Here is a 14,637-nt window from a genome sequence, read left to right on the forward strand (position 1 = left end):
GGACTAACCGGCGCGACCTGCTGCAATGTCCTATCGGTGCGCCAAACCTGAAGCAGCCATCTGCGCATCCGCAGCGAATGCACCCTTTGTCCCGCGATCCTGCCGCTCGTGATGGCAGCGGCGAAGGTCCCATCAACCCCGCGTGCCGACGTTCATTGTTGATAGCCTTGACGTGCCCGCAGGCGCGTCGCGCCGCGGGATAAGGGCCAAACCGAAGCTGTCACCGGCTTGCGTAAGCCTTTTCTTATTCGTGCCTGTAAGGGTGCAGGATCACCAAGTACCGCTTTCGGTACGCGCCGGTAGATGAGGGTGCCGCCTTTTTTTGTTGTCGGTTATCCCGACCAGGCCCCGCGCGCGGCACCCTCCGCTGGCACTGACGGCGTCTCCACCGACAGGCGCCAGAGCTTGATCGCGAGCTTGCGAGCGACGGCGACAATGGCCTTCTGCCCGATCCCATGCTTCGCGAAATGCTGGTTGTAGATCGCTTTGGCCTCCGGGTCGCGCCAGCTCCACTGCCATGCCGCTTCGACCAAGATGCCACGCAGGCGTTTCTGACCGACAGGCCGCAGCTTTGCGCGGGCCGGGCCGTTGCCGCTCTGGCTGACCACGGGCGCAAGGCCGAGATAGGACGTGACCTCCTCCGGTCTGTCGAACCGTTCCGGGGAGAACACTTCGGCGAGGAAGTGCGCCGCCGCCGTCTCGCCCACTCCGGCAACCGCGGTCAGGCGCTTGAACCGCTCCGAATGCATCCGCCCCGTCGCTTCTCTGATCTCGGCCCGCAGCAGCTTGTCTTCGGACAGCAGGAACAGGTACTCGCGCACCATCGAAGCGAGCGCCGTGCGATGCTCGGGCGGTATCTCGAGGGCGGAAAGGTCCTTGGACGCGGCCAGTGTCCACGAGCGGAGACTGGCAGGTTCCGTGATCCCCGACGCCAGCAGGAAGCCTTTGATCTTCTGCTTGATCTTGGCCCGGCTCTCCGCAATCCGCTTCCGCCGCCGGACAAGCGCGCGATAGCCTTCCTGCTCGACGGTCGGCACCGCGACGGGGCGCAGCAGCCCTCTGGCGAAATAGCTCGCGAGCTTCACCGCATCGAGACGATCCGTCTTTGCGGACGCGGCGTAGCCGCGCGGGATGCGCGAGGCCGCAATCACCGAGACGGCGAAACCTGCCCTTTCCAGAGCGCGGGCCAGAGCGAAGCCGGTCGGCCCGGACTCATAGACGACATGCTCTATCCGGCAGCCGAGACCCGCAAGCTGCGCGGCAAGAGCATCCTCCCCTGCCGGACAGGTCCACGTCTCGACCAGACCGTCTTGCGGCTCAAAGATCGCGACCGAGTAGGTGTTCTTGTGAACGTCGAGCCCGACGAAGACCGGGCGATTATCTACTGCCGCAATGAAGCGCGCGATGCGCGTTGCCTTCTTGACCATGCTGAACCTCCTGAGGCTGAAGAACCCCAGCATCGCAGCCCGCAAGCGCAACGCCGTCCAGCATGGTATTTTTTGTTTGGACGTGTGGGTCAGCTGGCCGTCTGGTTGGCGGGCGCGCCGATCCGTTCGGCAAAGCGCACGATAGCAGATGCAGTCAGCTCAGGCTGCTCGGTCATGACGAAGTGCCCGGCATCGGGAATGATCTCCAGTTCGAAATCTTCGAGCCGTGCACGCATTGCGTCGATCAAGCCGGTGGAACTGCCCGGAGGCAGGGGGCGCCAGCGGAATTGGCTATCGAAAGTGGTGGCCTGGATGACCATCCCGGGGACGCGACAGGCGTCCAGGGTCGCCACCGCGTGGCGGGCGTCCCAGTCAACGGAATCAAGAAAGAAATCCCGTGCCAGCGCGTCGTCGACCGAAAGGGCGCGTTGCACCAGGAAGCGTCGCTGGGTTTCGGTTGTGTGCTCGGTGAACATCCGTTCGAAGAGTGCGGTGCGGAAAGCTTCCATTCCGGGTTCGAGCGCTGCCATGGCGTTGCTCAACATCGTCTCGCGGTCGCTGACATAGAGGCTGCCGTCGATCAGGATCAGCCCGGCAATTCCCTCTGGGTCTTGCCTATAGGCTTCGCGGATGATCTTGCAGCCCAGGCTGTGGCCGATCAGGATCGCGGGCCGGGTGCCGATGGCCTGACGGACGGCATTCACCGCCGCGCCCGCAATTGCCATCGAGGTTTCCTTAGCCGGGGTCTGGCCGTGTCCCGGCAGATCCAGCGCGATGCAGCGAAACCTATCTGAAAGACGTTCGATCAAGGGCGTCCAGTCAGTGTGATCGCAGAGGTATCCGTGAACGAATACCAGGTCAGGCAGGCTGTAGGCCTGACCTGTGATATTGTAGTGTGCAGGGGGCTGCATGATAGGTCCTCCTCCCGGAATCCGGGGCGGATCCAGCGGACCGCGCCCGGTGTTACCGCAATCAGGAAATTGTCAGGCCGGCATCGACCACGATTGTCTGCCCGGTGATTTTCTTTGCCTCGTCCGAAGCCAGGAAAAGTACCGCATAGGCAATTTCGCGCGGCTGGACCGTGCCCAGCAGGCTGCGCGCGGCAGTGGACATGGGACCGGGATTCGATTCCTCTAGGCGCTTGCGGACTCTTTCGGTGGTGGTCACCCCCGGGGCGACGGCATTCACGCGGATGCTGTGTTCGGCATATTCCACCGCCATGGATCGGGTGAGCGAGATGATGCCCCCTTTCGCTGCCGTATAGGCATCGCGTCCCTTGGTCCCCATGATCGCGAGGACCGAGGTAGCATTGATGATCGCCCCGCCGCCCGCAGCGATCAGGTGCGGGATGGCATGATGGCACCCCGCCCAAACACCGAAAAGGTCGGTACCGACCTTCTTCCAGAACTCCTCATAGGGGGTTTCGTGTACCTTGCCGTCCATCAGGGACGATCCACCAGCGTTGTTGTAGATGATGTCCAACCTACCGTAGATCGATACGGCCGCATCCACTGCGGCCTTGACCGCGTCCCCGTCCGAAACATCGGTCTGCACAAAAGTGCAGGCGAACCCTCGTTCGCGCAATGCGGCTTCGGCCGCCTTACCGGTCTCGGCGTCGTATTCGGCGACAATCACCGACGCACCTTCCTCGCAGAACACTTCCGCGCAGGCCTTGCCGATCCCGGCGCCTGCGCCGGTGATCAGGGCTACCTTGCCCTTGAGCCTCATGATGGTCTCTCCCTTGATGGTTCACCGCGGATAAGCCTGACCAGTTCCGCAGGTCATTGCTGCGGGGCGGTCGGTGTCGGTCGCAGGGTGAACGGTCCCCTTATTAATGGTCATACCAAAATGAATTCGTGACATCAAGTGCACGTGGAGCATCACTGTGCCGTGTTGTGGGCCGTAGTGCTTTGCTGGGCCGAAGCGGCTGGCGAATCCGAAACGCGATTGGTGTGGCAAGGCTCTCACGATTTGGTTCAAGCCCCGGAGATTTCTTGCCGAAGGTCGATCATGAACAGGATAAAATCACCTACCAGCAATGACTTGGTGATATTTCTCGTGATCGAAATTAAAGGTCGAACCATTACTTGACAGGATCGGCTTCGCTCCCTGATACTGCCCCCACGGATCGCGGCAAAACTGCCACTTGCCGCCTGGGAGAGCGGCATGATCCACCTAGGGAGGACAATCATGAACAATGCCATCAAAGTTGTGTGCGCATCATTTTTGGGTGCTGCTACCTTTGCCAGCCAAGCACAGGCGGAGACGTTCGTCGTGACGACGAACTTGCCACCGACCCACTGGGGCTCGACCCAGGGCGGGGTGCCCTACATGGACTGCGTGACGGAAGCGACGAATGGTGAAATCACCTTCGACTACTTTCACAGCGGCCAGATCGCGAGCTTCTTCGAATCTCTTTCTGCGGTGAACAACGGACTGGCGCAGATTTCCTACATTGTGCTCAGTGCCCAGACCGACAAGCTGCCCCTGACCGGGGTGACGTTGTTGCCGGGCCTGGGCAGCGGAGCGCTGGACACGACGATGGCGACCCGCCGCGTGCTGGAGGAACCGGGCCCGATCCATGACGAATATGCGGCCAACAAAATCGTCCCGTTGATGATCAATGTTTTTCCGCCCTACCAGATGATTTCGCGCGGGGAGCCCTTCGACAGCCTGGAGGCGCTGCAGGGCAAGCGGATCAGCACAGGTGGCGGTACGCTGATGGTGACGCTGGCCGCGACCGGGGCGACGGCGATCCAATCGCCTGCAGCCGACATCTACCTGTCGCTGCAACAGGGCGCAGTTGATGGCACCATGCTCTCGACTGCAAGTGTCACTCCTTACAGCCTGCAAGAGGTTTCCAAGTCGATCAGCGGCAACGGCAGCTTTGGCGTGGCGACCGGCATCTGGTCGATCGACGCGGATGTCTACGCGGGCCTGTCGGAGGAAAAGCAGGTCGCCATGCGTGATTGCGGCCTCAAGGTGGAGGGTGAGCTGGGCGCCTGGGCCGACAGCTGGACTATCGAACAGCAACAGGAACTGCGTAACGCAGGGATGGAGGTGTTCGATTATTCGGCCGAGGAGCTTGGTAAGATCGAAGAAAAACTGGCCGCCGCCCGAGCGGACTACGTACAGAGGCTCGAAGCGCGCGGCATGCCGGCGCAGCAGGCTCTGGATGACTATCTCGGAGCGATCAAAGAGTGATGTCCGCAGCTGAAATGGAAAGGCCCGGACTATACGGAGTGCTCGACAGAGCACTCCGCGTTCCGGAACTCATCGCCGCCTGTGTCGGCGGCGTGTTCATGGTTGCCGCGATGGTCCTGACTTCGACGGACGCGATCCTGCGATACTTCTTCAATGCTCCTCTGACCTGGAACGCCTATCTGACGACCTACTATCTGATGGTTGGTATGTTCGTAATGCCGATGGCTTGGGGCTATCGGACCGGCGGCTACATCCGGATCGTTTTTCTGGCCAGCCTGCTCCCGCACGGGATGGCATTTTCGCTCCTGCGTCTCGGCAAGATTATCGGCGCAGCGTATTTCGGCACCCTCGGCTGGCTCGCCGGAGAGCACTTCTGGGAAGTCTTCCAAAGGGGCGATGTGGAAATGGGCCTGATCGATTGGCCCGTGTCCTGGTCCTGGGTCTGGATACCCATAGGGCTGGGCCTTCTCAGCCTGCGGATGCTGCTGATGGCCTTCGGTCCGTCGGAAGACCTTCACTATGCCGACTGGCTAGGTGAGAAAGACAAGCCCCAGGAGGGGGAACTATGAGCTTTGCATATGGTGTCGGCGTCCTTTTGCTGCTGATCCTGTTGGCGCTGCCGCTTGGCGTGGCGCTGGGGATGGCAGGGGTGATCAGCCTCTACTTCACGATCCCCGTCGGGTCGATCATGGCGCTGACCTCGAAGGTCGTGCACAGTACCACCGCCAGCACGCTTCTGATGACCATCCCGATGTTTGTGCTGATGTCGGAATTCCTGGCATCAAGCGGCGTCGCACAGGATCTGCTGCTGTCGTGCAACCGCGCGATGCGCAAGCTGCGCGGTGGCTTGGCCATGGCCTGTATCCTGGCCGGCACCGTGCACGCGGCCGCCACCGGATCCAGTACCGCATCGGCAGCCTCTCTGGCGCGCGCCTCCTTCCCGGCCATGACCAAGGCTGGCTATGCGCCCTCCTTCTCGGTGGGCACGATCGCCACGGCCGGGACATTGGCAATCATGGTGCCGCCCTCGGTTGCCTTCATCCTATTCGGGATCATGACGGAAACCTCGATCGGGCGGTTGTTCCTGGCCGGCGTGATCCCAGGCTTATTGACCTGCGTGGGCTACATGATCACCATCTCGATCACCCTCTGGCTGAAGCCCAGCCTGGGCCCCAGCAAAGAGCAGGAGGCGGAAGCGGCCAACTTCACCGTCGAAGAGGGTAGGGGATCGCTCTGGCCGATGCTGGCACTTATCACCGTGGTTCTGGGCGGGCTCTATACCGGGGTTGCCACCCCGACTGAGATCGCCGCCCTCGGGGCCCTGGGGGCCTTCCTGATCGCGCTCTATGGCCGCCGCATGAACACGCGCCGCTTTGCCGATGCCGTGGGCGGAACGATGCGGATCAGCTCGATGATCATCATCATTGTCTTCGGGGCCCATATCTTCGGCTATTTCATCTCATTCTCACGGATCACCGACACGCTGCTGACCTGGATCGGGCAAAGCGGCCTTCCGCCGACGGCGGTGATGCTGGGTGTGGTTTTCCTGTATCTTATCATGGGGATGATCATGGACCAGGCCGCGATCCTGATCCTGACCGCGCCGATCAGTACCGCGCTGATGGTGGGGCTGGGCTACGATCCGATCTGGTGGGGTGTCGTCATCATCAAGTCGGCCGAGATCGGAATGATCACGCCACCTTTGGGGCTGGTGACCTTCGTCACGTCCTCAGCCACGGGGACAGACCTGAAGGAAAGCTTCAAGGGTGTCATGCCTTTCGCCCTGGGGGAGCTTGTGATCCTGTCGCTACTGCTTCTCTTTCCATCGCTCTCGCTCTGGCTTGCCTACATGCAGTGACCGGTTGCGACAAGAAAAGGCGCGCGGACCGGCGAACCGGCCCGCGTTTTCGTGCAAGACAAGAGGCCTCCCGTGCTGAAGATCGATGCGCAGGTCCATATCTGGAAATCCGACCGCCCGAGCCGCCCTTGGGACCCGGAGTATCGCGCGCGCTACCGTGACCGACCTTCGTTCCTGCAACATGCGGGGCAGACCAATACCGTCGAAATGGCGCTGGAAGAGATGCAGGAGGCCGGGGTCGAGGGCGCGGTCCTCGCCACGCTCGGCGTCTACGGCCCACAGGACAATACCGAGGAGCTGGCGGCAGTGGCGCGCTGGCCCGAAAGGTTTCGCCTCACGGGGATTGTCGCGCCCGGGTCGGCGAATCTTTCCGTAGAGCTCGAGGCGCTGCGGCGAGGTGGCCTAATCGGGATCCGACTTCCCGAGCTGCGCTCGTCAGAGGCAATCCGGGCCGGCGCATTCGATCCCGTGCTGGCAGCATGCAATGACCTGGGGCTTGCGGTCATGCTGCCCTCGGTGAATGCCGCGCTGCCCGAGCTTCTGCCGCGTTTCCCGCACGTGACCTTCTTTCTCAATCACCTTGGCCTTGGCTCGGCGCCGCCGATCGTGGGCTATCGTGAAGCACACCCCTTCGCGCCCCTGCGCGAGGTGCTAGAACTGTCCGACCTGCCGAACCTGGCGCTGAAGTTGACCGGCGTTCCCGCCCATTCGACGGAAGCCTTCCCCTTCCGCGACATCTGGGCACCGATCCGTCAGGTCCTGGCCGCCTTCGGTCCGCAACGCCTGACCTGGGGCGGCGATTTTACCCGCACCAACGGTCTGCATAGCTATTGGGAGGCCGCGCATTATCTTGAAGAAATGCCGGGGCTAGGGCAGGAGGAACTGGAGCTTCTCTATGCCGGTGCCCTGTTGTCGCTTGTCGACTGGCCCGGACGCGCCTAACCGCCGCCGCCAGTCAGCGCAGTGACAGACGGCCTATTCCGCCACAGGTGGCACGACGCCGCGCTATGGCAAGCGGAGTTTGACGGAGATTGGCCACAGGCAGGCGGGGCGGCTTAATATTGGCTGAACCATTTGATTCGATGGTGACTTGCCTATAGGCTGCCCTTTCAGCGCGCCTGGGCAGAATGGCGTTGGAAGGCAACCGGAAGAGAGACTGAGACATGACGATTTCCAATGGTCTGGAACCCCTCGGGGAAGAGACGGGCGTGCGGTCTTCGGCACTTGCCCAGGCTCTCAAGGACAAGATCGTCAAAGGAGAGCTGAAGGTCGGGTCCTCTCTACCAAGCGAGCGGGAACTGATGGTTCAGTTCTCGGTCTCCCGGGCCACCATCCGCGAGGCCCTTCGTGCGCTTGGCGCCCAGGGGCTGATCGAGGTCCGCCGGGGCCGGCGCGGGGGCTCGTTCATCTGCGCGCCCAGCCACGCCCAGCTGAGCGATTCCATCGATCTTTTCATTGCCGGGCACGATATCCGCTTCGTAGATCTGCTGGCGGTGCGCGAGGCGATCGAGCCGGTGGCCGCCGCCCAAGCTGCCCTCTGCCGCACCGATGAACAGGTCGAGACCCTCGACCGGATCCACCGAGACTTCGCCGGCAGCATCGATGACCTGGCGATGTTCTCCAGCCTCAATGTCGACTGGCACTTGGCCATCGTCGAGGCGAGTGGCAACCCGCTTTTCTTGACCGTGATGCGGTCGATTTCTTCGGCGCTTTACTCTGCGACCAAGCGGGAGGAATTCGTGCGCCCTGTGCGCGAGATCGTGGTGAAGTCCCACCAAAGGATCAATGACGCGATCAGGGACAGGGACTTGGAAGGCGCGCAGCGGCGGATGTTGCGTCACGTTACCTCCTACAAGGAAAAGCTCGACTTCACCGCCGAGCACCAGCAACTGGGCATTTCCGAGTAGGCCGGGGTGTCCGGGACACCCTGGCTGGGTCCCGACGGAGCAGTCTGCTTGCCCGCAGGCACCGCCGCGCGGGCCACCGCGCGACGGACCGGCCCGCGCTCAGTTGAGGGCTGCTTCGTAGGCCCGAAGCGTTTCGCTGCCCGGCTTGCCGCGCCCGTCGAGGCGCGAGACATATGCCTCGATCACCGACCCGGTGCGCGCCTGTATGGCCGAAAGCATCTCGTTGGGGAATTCGAACAGGGTAATCCCCAATGCGGCGAACTCGGACTTCAGCTCTTCGTTCTCCTTGTCCAAGTACACGGCTGCAGCCGCCTCGATCTCGGAAGCGCAACTGTCGACGGCGGCGCGGTTATCTTCCGACAGGGTCTCGTAAGTGCCCAGATCCATGGTGAGGACCGTGCCGAACGACCCGAATGCCCCATTGGTGCTGACTGAGCGGACCTGTTCCTGCAGCGCGAAGGGCTTGACCGCGGACAGGCCGGAGAGCGCGCCATCCACGGTGCCGTTCTGCATAGCGACGTAGAGGTCGGTGATCGGGATCTCGGCCGCAGCCGCATCGAGGGCATCGATCGTCAGGGTCAGCGCCCCACCTGCCGAACGGATAACCCGGCCCGAAAGGTCCTCCATCGAGGTGATCGGATCGCCCACCAGCAGCAGTTGGTAGACCGAGAACATGCTGATCACTAGCGGATGCACGTCGTGGTCCGTGAACTCGGCCAGCATGGCGCCCTGCTGGTCGAGCACGTTACGGTAGGCGCCGGTCATCTGAACTGAGGAAGTGCCGAGCCCGGGCAACATCGGGATGCCGTTGAGCGGCATTTCGGTCGTATGGTAGCCGATGGCCACCGGAGTGATCGCGGTCAGCCCGTTGTTCAGCGCATCCAGCGCATCGGAATGACCGACAATCGTGCCGCCGGGAAAGTGGTCGAAGGTGATTGCCTTGTCGGTGCGCGTGCCGATGCAGTCCATCATCGGGCCGATAATCTGAGTATACCAGAAGTGGTTTTCGTTGAAGCCATGGGCGAAGGTCAGCGTCGTCGCCTGGGCCACCGGAGAAAGCGTCAGCGCAGAGGCGGCGGTGACTGCCGCAATCATATTTTTCATTCGGGGTCTCCTCCATGGGCCGGGCGGGGCATCCTCCTGCCGCGGGCCGGCCCGTCACGTGGTGGCGCCCGAACTGTCGAGGCAGCGGGCGCCCTGTCGTTTCAATCGTCTTCGCGTCAGTCTTCATTTTTTAAGGTCCGGCCATTTCGTCTGTCAAGCGACATTGCCGCCCGACAGTGCCTGGCCTGGCCGCGATCAGCGGTCGAGAGCCTGAAGGTAATCCTGATAGGCATCCTCGGCAGGCAGGCCGCGGGACGCAAGGCGGGCGACGTAGTTTTCCCGCGCCGCGGCAAGGTGTACGTCGATCTTCTCAAGCTCTTCCTGCGGGAAGGCGTAGACCTCGATACCCATGCCGCTCAGATCCTCCAGGGTCTTGCTGACAAGTTCGTCGACCCAGGCCGCCAGGGCCTCCTCGGTTTCCAGCCCGCAGCCCCTCAGCGCAGAGCGTTGCGACTCGGTCAGTCCGTCCCAGACGCCTTTGTCGATCGACCAGATGCCCGTTGCGATGCCAAAATTCCCGTTGGAACTGACGGATTTGATCACCTCGTGCAGGTTGTAAGGCATGATGCTGACGGTTGAGAGCATCGTGGCATCCACCGTGCCCTGCTGCATCGAGAGGTAGACGTCGCCCGTGGCGGATTCGACCGGCGCGGCGCCCAGTTCGGCCAAGGTAACCAGCAGCGCGCCCCCGCCCGAGCTGATCGGAATGTTCTGCATGGCCGACAGGCTGTCTATCGGCCCGCGCCGCGACAACATCTGATAGGATGGATAGACGTTGATCAACAGCGGGACAATGTCGTTTGCCAGGTATTCGTCGCGGATCGGGCCTTCTTCCTCGAGCACCGCACGCGTGGCCCGGGTCGATTGAACAGTCGTGGTTCCAAGGCCCGCAAGCTGGCTGATCCCGGTCAGCGGCAGCTTGTCGGTCTGGGCGGGCAGCACGATCAGCGCCATCTGGGCCAGCCCATCGTTCACCGCGTTGAGTGATTCAAAAAAGCTGGCGAGTTGGCCGCTGTGGAAATAGTCGAAGGTGATTTCGCCCTCGGTTCGCTCTGTGACGCAGGCCATGAAGGGCTCTGCGCCCATGGTCGTCCCCCAGTGATGAGGGGCGAGGTTGGTGCTGACGATCAGCTTTTCGGCCACGGCCGGCGCCGCGAGGCAAGCCAGCATTGTCGCCGACGTTGCCAAAATTGAACTGCGAAATGAAATACCCATGTAAGCCTCCCTGGGTGCTGATTTGCCGCCGCCAGCTCCTCCACCGACGGGCCACAATGGGCTGACCATTTGTGTGAGACAGGCGTTTGTCAAGATAAGGTCGAACCTTTAAGTGCAGGCCGAGGGGCATTCGGGAGTAGCCCACGCTGCTGCATTTGCCCCGCCGGCGGCAAGAATCTTGCGAAGCGCCAGCACGGCACGAAGATATCGACGGCGCCCACGCAGCTCATTCTGCGGGGTGATATTTTCGCGTGTGCGCCCCTGTCCGCGGTGCCTCACCTCGCAGAGAGGGAGGGCCATCGGGCCGGTGCGGAGAACCCAGAAACAGAGCATCTGCCAACCGAGTTTCGGAAAGTTATTGGTCCATCCATTATTTGATTCACCGTACCATCTGGTCTTGCCGATGATCGAGAGGTCGCCTGAAGGCGGCGGAAAAGGTTGGCGGCCTTTGCTGGAAAATACGGAAGTATCGGAAGGATAATGATTTGATTTCCAATGATTCTTTTGAGTTTCCCAGACTTGATTCCATTTCGCCGCAATCGCTCGCATCAGCGTAGCGATGGCGGGAAGACCCGGCCGGGGGAGGTGACCGTCGACACACTACGAGACGATGGCGGCCTGTAATCTGGCGACGTTGCCGAAACTGCTTGCAGTTTGAGGTCAGAGGAGCCGCCATCGGTTCATTTGCCCACGCGTTCGAAGCCGTAAAGCTCACCGCACCAGGACGATATTCCTCACTGCAGCGTTTTTCAGCGGCTTGATACATGTTCGACGAAGGGTCGAGCGTGGCTACTTTGATTTCGGGCTTCGGCGGCGCCATCGGGATCTGGGCGACCAACCTTGACCGGTGGAACGGCCTCACGCCCGAATAGCATTCCGCCTTGAATAGCTACGGGCGCGAAGTGGAAAAAGGGTCTCGCAGCCACGCCCTCGCGCCGGGCCTCGCCGGATTTCCAGTGCGCATGGGGCAGGTAGATCTGGCGCAGATCCTCCAGGTCACCTAAATCGGAGATCACCGGGATGCGTCCGGCCATCGCCTCAATGGCACCTTAGTCGCAGTGTTTGCTGTCCGACAAGAATTCTTCTCCGTTGCTTCCGTCACGTGAGCGTGGCCACGAAGGGCTACCTTTCGGGCCCGTAAACGATCTCGGGGGGGGCCGCCGCGAGTGCCCGTGTCGACGGCCGAAATTCGCGCCATTTCCGCATTTCTCAGCGAGAAGTCGAAGATCTCTCCATTCTCGCGGATACGGGTAGCGGTCACCGATTGCAAGATGATCGAATGATCCAGTTCGAGGTGCCATAACACGATAACCTGGGTGGCACTATTGCCGTGGGTCCACGCGATATCCAAGATCACCTGCTTCCTAAGCGGATCGCCGGTGAGTGCCCCGTCGCCCCAATAGTGCTGGATGCCGCTGATCGGCGACTAGGCTTAGGTGACGATGCCAAGCGATTCATGCGCCACATCAAGGCGAAAAAGGGATGCAGTTCGGTCTGGTTGACGGCTGGCACGATCTCATTGCCCGTCATTATCAGCCGACGCAGGCTGCTCCGGCGTGAAATTGCAGACTCCTAGGGGCCTGCACGCGGCCGTCACGCAGCAGGCCCTCGCTAACCTTCCAAGCCGCGCAGGTGATCGCGAAATGCAACGGGACGGGCCAGTGTAACGGGTAGAGGTCCAGCACCTGGATCTTAAGCTTGGACATCGACAGCTCGAATGCCGTCAAAGCCGCCTCTGGTCCATAGCTGGCGGGCTCCAGCTTGGTGGTGACGAAGACCTCGCCGCGGTCCAGCCCGCTTTTGCGCAAAGCCAGTCCAACCACTGCCTTGTTGCCATCGCTGCAGGTGGAATCGATGAGCCGGCACCCTTCGTCCAGTGCCGCGCGCACCGGCAACACCGTATCCGAGAGACTGCTCTGGTAGACGCCTAACCCAAATAGAGGCATCCGCACGCCGTTGTTCAGAGTGACATGGGGACCGATCCTTTGCGTGGAATTTTCTTCTCCAGTTGCTGAGGCGCCGTAGGGCTGGTCCGGCCGTTTCGACGGTAAAGGATCGCGGTCCTAACTATTAGGTTACGAGAGCAGGGAGGCGCGAATAATTGTTCGAGCTTTTCGCCCGTACCGCTCTCTGCGGTTGACAGGAAGGCAACGGAAAATTAAAGGTCCGACCAAATATATCAATAAGTCCATGGAGGAGGAAGGCGTGGGAGAGCCACTTGGAAAAATACTTGTGCCTGTGAAGCGCGTGATCGACTACAACGTTAAGGTTCGCGTGAAGGCGGACGGGAGCGGTGTCGATCTTGCCAACGTGAAGATGTCGATGAACCCGTTCGACGAGATCGCCGTGGAAGAAGCGATCCGCCTGAAGGAAGCCGGCAAGGCCGAAAAGGTGATCGCCGTCTCCATCGGCGTGAAACAGGCGCAGGAGACGCTGCGCACGGCGCTGGCCATGGGCGCGGACCGGGCGATCCTGGTGGTCGCCTCCGAGGACGTGCACGAGGATATCGAGCCGCTCGCCGTGGCCAAGATCCTCAAGGCCGTGATCGACGAGGAACAGCCCGGGCTGGTCATCGCCGGCAAGCAGGCGATCGACAACGACATGAACGCCACCGGCCAGATGCTGGCGGCGCTGACCGGCTATGCCCAGGCGACCTTCGCCAACAAGCTGGAGATCGAGGGCGACGCCGCCGTGGTCACCCGCGAGGTCGATGGCGGTTTGCAGACGATCAAGGTCTCCCTGCCCGCGATCGTCACCGCGGACCTGCGCCTGAACGAGCCGCGCTATGCCTCGCTGCCCAACATCATGAAGGCAAAGAAGAAACCGCTCGATGAGAAGACGCCGGCCGATTACGGCGTCGATCCCGCGCCGCGCCTGCAGGTCATCAAGACCTCCGAGCCGGAGACCCGCCAGGCGGGCGAGATGGTGGGCTCGGTCGACGAGCTGATCGCGAAACTGAAAGAAAAGGGGATCGTGTGATGGCCGTTCTTCTGCTTGCCGAGATCACCGATGGCGCGCTGGCGATGGATGCCACCGCCAAGGCCGTGTCCGCCGCCGCCAAGCTGGGCGAGGTGACCGTGCTCTGCGCCGGCGCCTCCGTCGCTGCCGCCGCAGCAGAGGCCGCCACGATCGCCGGCGTCGCCAAGGTGCTGGTCGCCGAGGATGCGCTCTACGGTCACCGCCTGGCCGAGCCCGTCTCCGTGCTGGTCGCGGGCCTGGGGGCCGATTTCGATCACATCGTGGCGCCTGCCACCACCGATGCCAAGAACATCCTGCCGCGCGTTGCCGCGCTGCTGGACGTGATGGTCCTCAGCGACGTGACCGCCGTCGTCGATGCCGACACCTTCGAGCGCCCGATCTACGCGGGCAACGCGATCCAGACGGTGAAGTCGCTGGATCCGAAGAAGGTCATCACCTTCCGGACCTCGACCTTCGAAGCCGCCGGCACCGGAGGCTCCGCCGCCGTGGAGAGCATCTCTGCCGCGGCCGATCCGGCCCTGTCGAGCTGGGTCGAGGACAAGGTGGCCGAGAGCGACCGCCCCGAGCTGACCTCTGCCGGGATCGTCGTGTCCGGCGGCCGTGGCCTGGGCTCCGAGGAGAACTTCGCGCTGATCGAGAAGCTGGCGGACAAGCTGGGCGCCGCCGTGGGTGCCTCCCGTGCCGCGGTCGATTCGGGCTTTGCCCCGAACGACTGGCAGGTGGGTCAGACCGGCAAGGTCGTGGCGCCCGAGCTCTACGTGGCCGTGGGCATCTCCGGTGCGATCCAGCACCTTGCGGGGATGAAGGATTCCAAGGTCATCGTGGCGATCAACAAGGACGAGGAAGCGCCGATCTTCCAGGTTGCCGATTACGGCTTAGTGGCTGACCTCTTCGAGGTCGTTCCCGAGCTGATCGCGAAGCTTTGAGCAGCGCAGAGAGGACA

General features: G+C 62.2%; 14 protein-coding genes. 7 read left to right on the forward strand and 7 right to left on the reverse strand.

What is annotated here, in order from left to right; translation table 11 throughout:
- Positions 1 to 332 precede the first annotated feature (332 nt).
- The 3 genes from C8N44_RS20080 to C8N44_RS20090 form a co-directional block, all read right to left on the reverse strand.
- Positions 333 to 1,427, reverse strand: a complete 1,095-nt coding sequence (locus C8N44_RS20080; RefSeq protein ID WP_107978553.1) for an IS110 family RNA-guided transposase — start codon at positions 1,425 to 1,427, stop codon at positions 333 to 335.
- An 89-nt stretch (positions 1,428 to 1,516) separates the two neighbouring features.
- Complete coding sequence (locus tag C8N44_RS20085; protein ID WP_107978554.1) at positions 1,517 to 2,338, reverse strand: alpha/beta fold hydrolase; 822 nt, start codon at positions 2,336 to 2,338, stop codon at positions 1,517 to 1,519.
- 61 nt (positions 2,339 to 2,399) lie between these two features.
- The gene (locus C8N44_RS20090; protein WP_210204197.1) at positions 2,400 to 3,155 is read right to left on the reverse strand and encodes an SDR family NAD(P)-dependent oxidoreductase; all 756 of its coding nucleotides are present in this window, start codon (positions 3,153 to 3,155) and stop codon (positions 2,400 to 2,402) included.
- 462 nt (positions 3,156 to 3,617) lie between these two features.
- Here C8N44_RS20090 and C8N44_RS20095 point away from each other — a divergent pair, with 462 nt between their 5' ends.
- The 5 genes from C8N44_RS20095 (at position 3,618) to C8N44_RS20115 (ending at position 8,396) form a co-directional block, all read left to right on the forward strand.
- Positions 3,618 to 4,631 carry a TRAP transporter substrate-binding protein gene (locus C8N44_RS20095; RefSeq protein ID WP_158274105.1) on the forward strand — a complete coding sequence of 338 codons (1,014 nt, stop codon included), beginning with the start codon at positions 3,618 to 3,620 and terminating at the stop codon, positions 4,629 to 4,631.
- A gap of 38 nt (positions 4,632 to 4,669) precedes the next feature.
- Complete coding sequence (locus C8N44_RS20100) at positions 4,670 to 5,200, forward strand: TRAP transporter small permease (protein WP_158274106.1); 531 nt, start codon at positions 4,670 to 4,672, stop codon at positions 5,198 to 5,200.
- A complete protein-coding gene (locus C8N44_RS20105; RefSeq protein WP_107978558.1) occupies positions 5,197 to 6,489 on the forward strand; it encodes a TRAP transporter large permease in 1,293 nt (430 codons plus the stop codon). The genes C8N44_RS20100 and C8N44_RS20105 overlap by 4 nt, the downstream gene beginning before the upstream one ends.
- Before the next feature lie 72 nt (positions 6,490 to 6,561).
- Positions 6,562 to 7,431: an amidohydrolase family protein gene (locus C8N44_RS20110; protein WP_158274107.1), complete on the forward strand. Its 870-nt coding sequence runs from the start codon at positions 6,562 to 6,564 to the stop codon at positions 7,429 to 7,431.
- 221 nt (positions 7,432 to 7,652) lie between these two features.
- Positions 7,653 to 8,396 carry a FadR/GntR family transcriptional regulator gene (locus C8N44_RS20115; protein ID WP_107978560.1) on the forward strand — a complete coding sequence of 248 codons (744 nt, stop codon included), beginning with the start codon at positions 7,653 to 7,655 and terminating at the stop codon, positions 8,394 to 8,396.
- 99 nt (positions 8,397 to 8,495) lie between these two features.
- Here the strand turns inward: C8N44_RS20115 and C8N44_RS20120 are convergent, their stop codons facing one another.
- The 4 genes from C8N44_RS20120 to C8N44_RS20130 form a co-directional block, all read right to left on the reverse strand.
- Entirely contained in the window at positions 8,496 to 9,500 is a 1,005-nt protein-coding gene (locus C8N44_RS20120) for a TRAP transporter substrate-binding protein (RefSeq protein WP_107978561.1), read from the reverse strand.
- Between the two features lie 195 nt (positions 9,501 to 9,695).
- A complete protein-coding gene (gene dctP / locus C8N44_RS20125) occupies positions 9,696 to 10,715 on the reverse strand; it encodes a TRAP transporter substrate-binding protein DctP (protein ID WP_158274108.1) in 1,020 nt (339 codons plus the stop codon).
- A gap of 749 nt (positions 10,716 to 11,464) precedes the next feature.
- Entirely contained in the window at positions 11,465 to 11,749 is a 285-nt protein-coding gene (locus tag C8N44_RS23205; protein WP_146178883.1) for a hypothetical protein, read from the reverse strand.
- A 498-nt stretch (positions 11,750 to 12,247) separates the two neighbouring features.
- Complete coding sequence (locus C8N44_RS20130) at positions 12,248 to 12,604, reverse strand: aldo/keto reductase (RefSeq protein WP_245413000.1); 357 nt, start codon at positions 12,602 to 12,604, stop codon at positions 12,248 to 12,250.
- Positions 12,605 to 12,920: 316 nt separating this feature from the next.
- On the opposite strand from C8N44_RS20130, the gene C8N44_RS20135 reads away from it, so the two are divergent.
- Positions 12,921 to 13,694 (forward strand): electron transfer flavoprotein subunit beta/FixA family protein, encoded by a 774-nt coding sequence (locus tag C8N44_RS20135; protein WP_244641149.1) that lies wholly within the window; start codon positions 12,921 to 12,923, stop codon positions 13,692 to 13,694.
- Entirely contained in the window at positions 13,694 to 14,620 is a 927-nt protein-coding gene (locus tag C8N44_RS20140; RefSeq protein ID WP_107978565.1) for an electron transfer flavoprotein subunit alpha/FixB family protein, read from the forward strand. Before C8N44_RS20135 ends, C8N44_RS20140 begins: the two co-directional genes overlap by 1 nt.
- Positions 14,621 to 14,637 lie beyond the last annotated feature (17 nt).

Source organism: Allosediminivita pacifica, assembly GCF_003054175.1.
Lineage (GTDB): Bacteria > Pseudomonadota > Alphaproteobacteria > Rhodobacterales > Rhodobacteraceae > Allosediminivita > Allosediminivita pacifica.

What these genes read in the sequence shown, in the direction of transcription:
- C8N44_RS20080 (WP_107978553.1), bottom strand. Translation starts at nt 1,427, where the DNA reads ATGGTCAAGAAGGCAACGCGCATCGCGCGCTTCATTGCGGCAGTAGAT.
- C8N44_RS20085 (WP_107978554.1), bottom strand. Translation starts at nt 2,338, where the DNA reads ATGCAGCCCCCTGCACACTACAATATCACAGGTCAGGCCTACAGCCTG.
- C8N44_RS20090 (WP_210204197.1), bottom strand. Translation starts at nt 3,155, where the DNA reads ATGAGGCTCAAGGGCAAGGTAGCCCTGATCACCGGCGCAGGCGCCGGG.
- C8N44_RS20095 (WP_158274105.1), top strand. Translation starts at nt 3,618, where the DNA reads ATGAACAATGCCATCAAAGTTGTGTGCGCATCATTTTTGGGTGCTGCT.
- C8N44_RS20105 (WP_107978558.1), top strand. Translation starts at nt 5,197, where the DNA reads ATGAGCTTTGCATATGGTGTCGGCGTCCTTTTGCTGCTGATCCTGTTG.
- C8N44_RS20115 (WP_107978560.1), top strand. Translation starts at nt 7,653, where the DNA reads ATGACGATTTCCAATGGTCTGGAACCCCTCGGGGAAGAGACGGGCGTG.
- C8N44_RS20120 (WP_107978561.1), bottom strand. Translation starts at nt 9,500, where the DNA reads ATGAAAAATATGATTGCGGCAGTCACCGCCGCCTCTGCGCTGACGCTT.
- dctP (WP_158274108.1), bottom strand. Translation starts at nt 10,715, where the DNA reads ATGGGTATTTCATTTCGCAGTTCAATTTTGGCAACGTCGGCGACAATG.
- C8N44_RS23205 (WP_146178883.1), bottom strand. Translation starts at nt 11,749, where the DNA reads ATGGCCGGACGCATCCCGGTGATCTCCGATTTAGGTGACCTGGAGGAT.
- C8N44_RS20140 (WP_107978565.1), top strand. Translation starts at nt 13,694, where the DNA reads ATGGCCGTTCTTCTGCTTGCCGAGATCACCGATGGCGCGCTGGCGATG.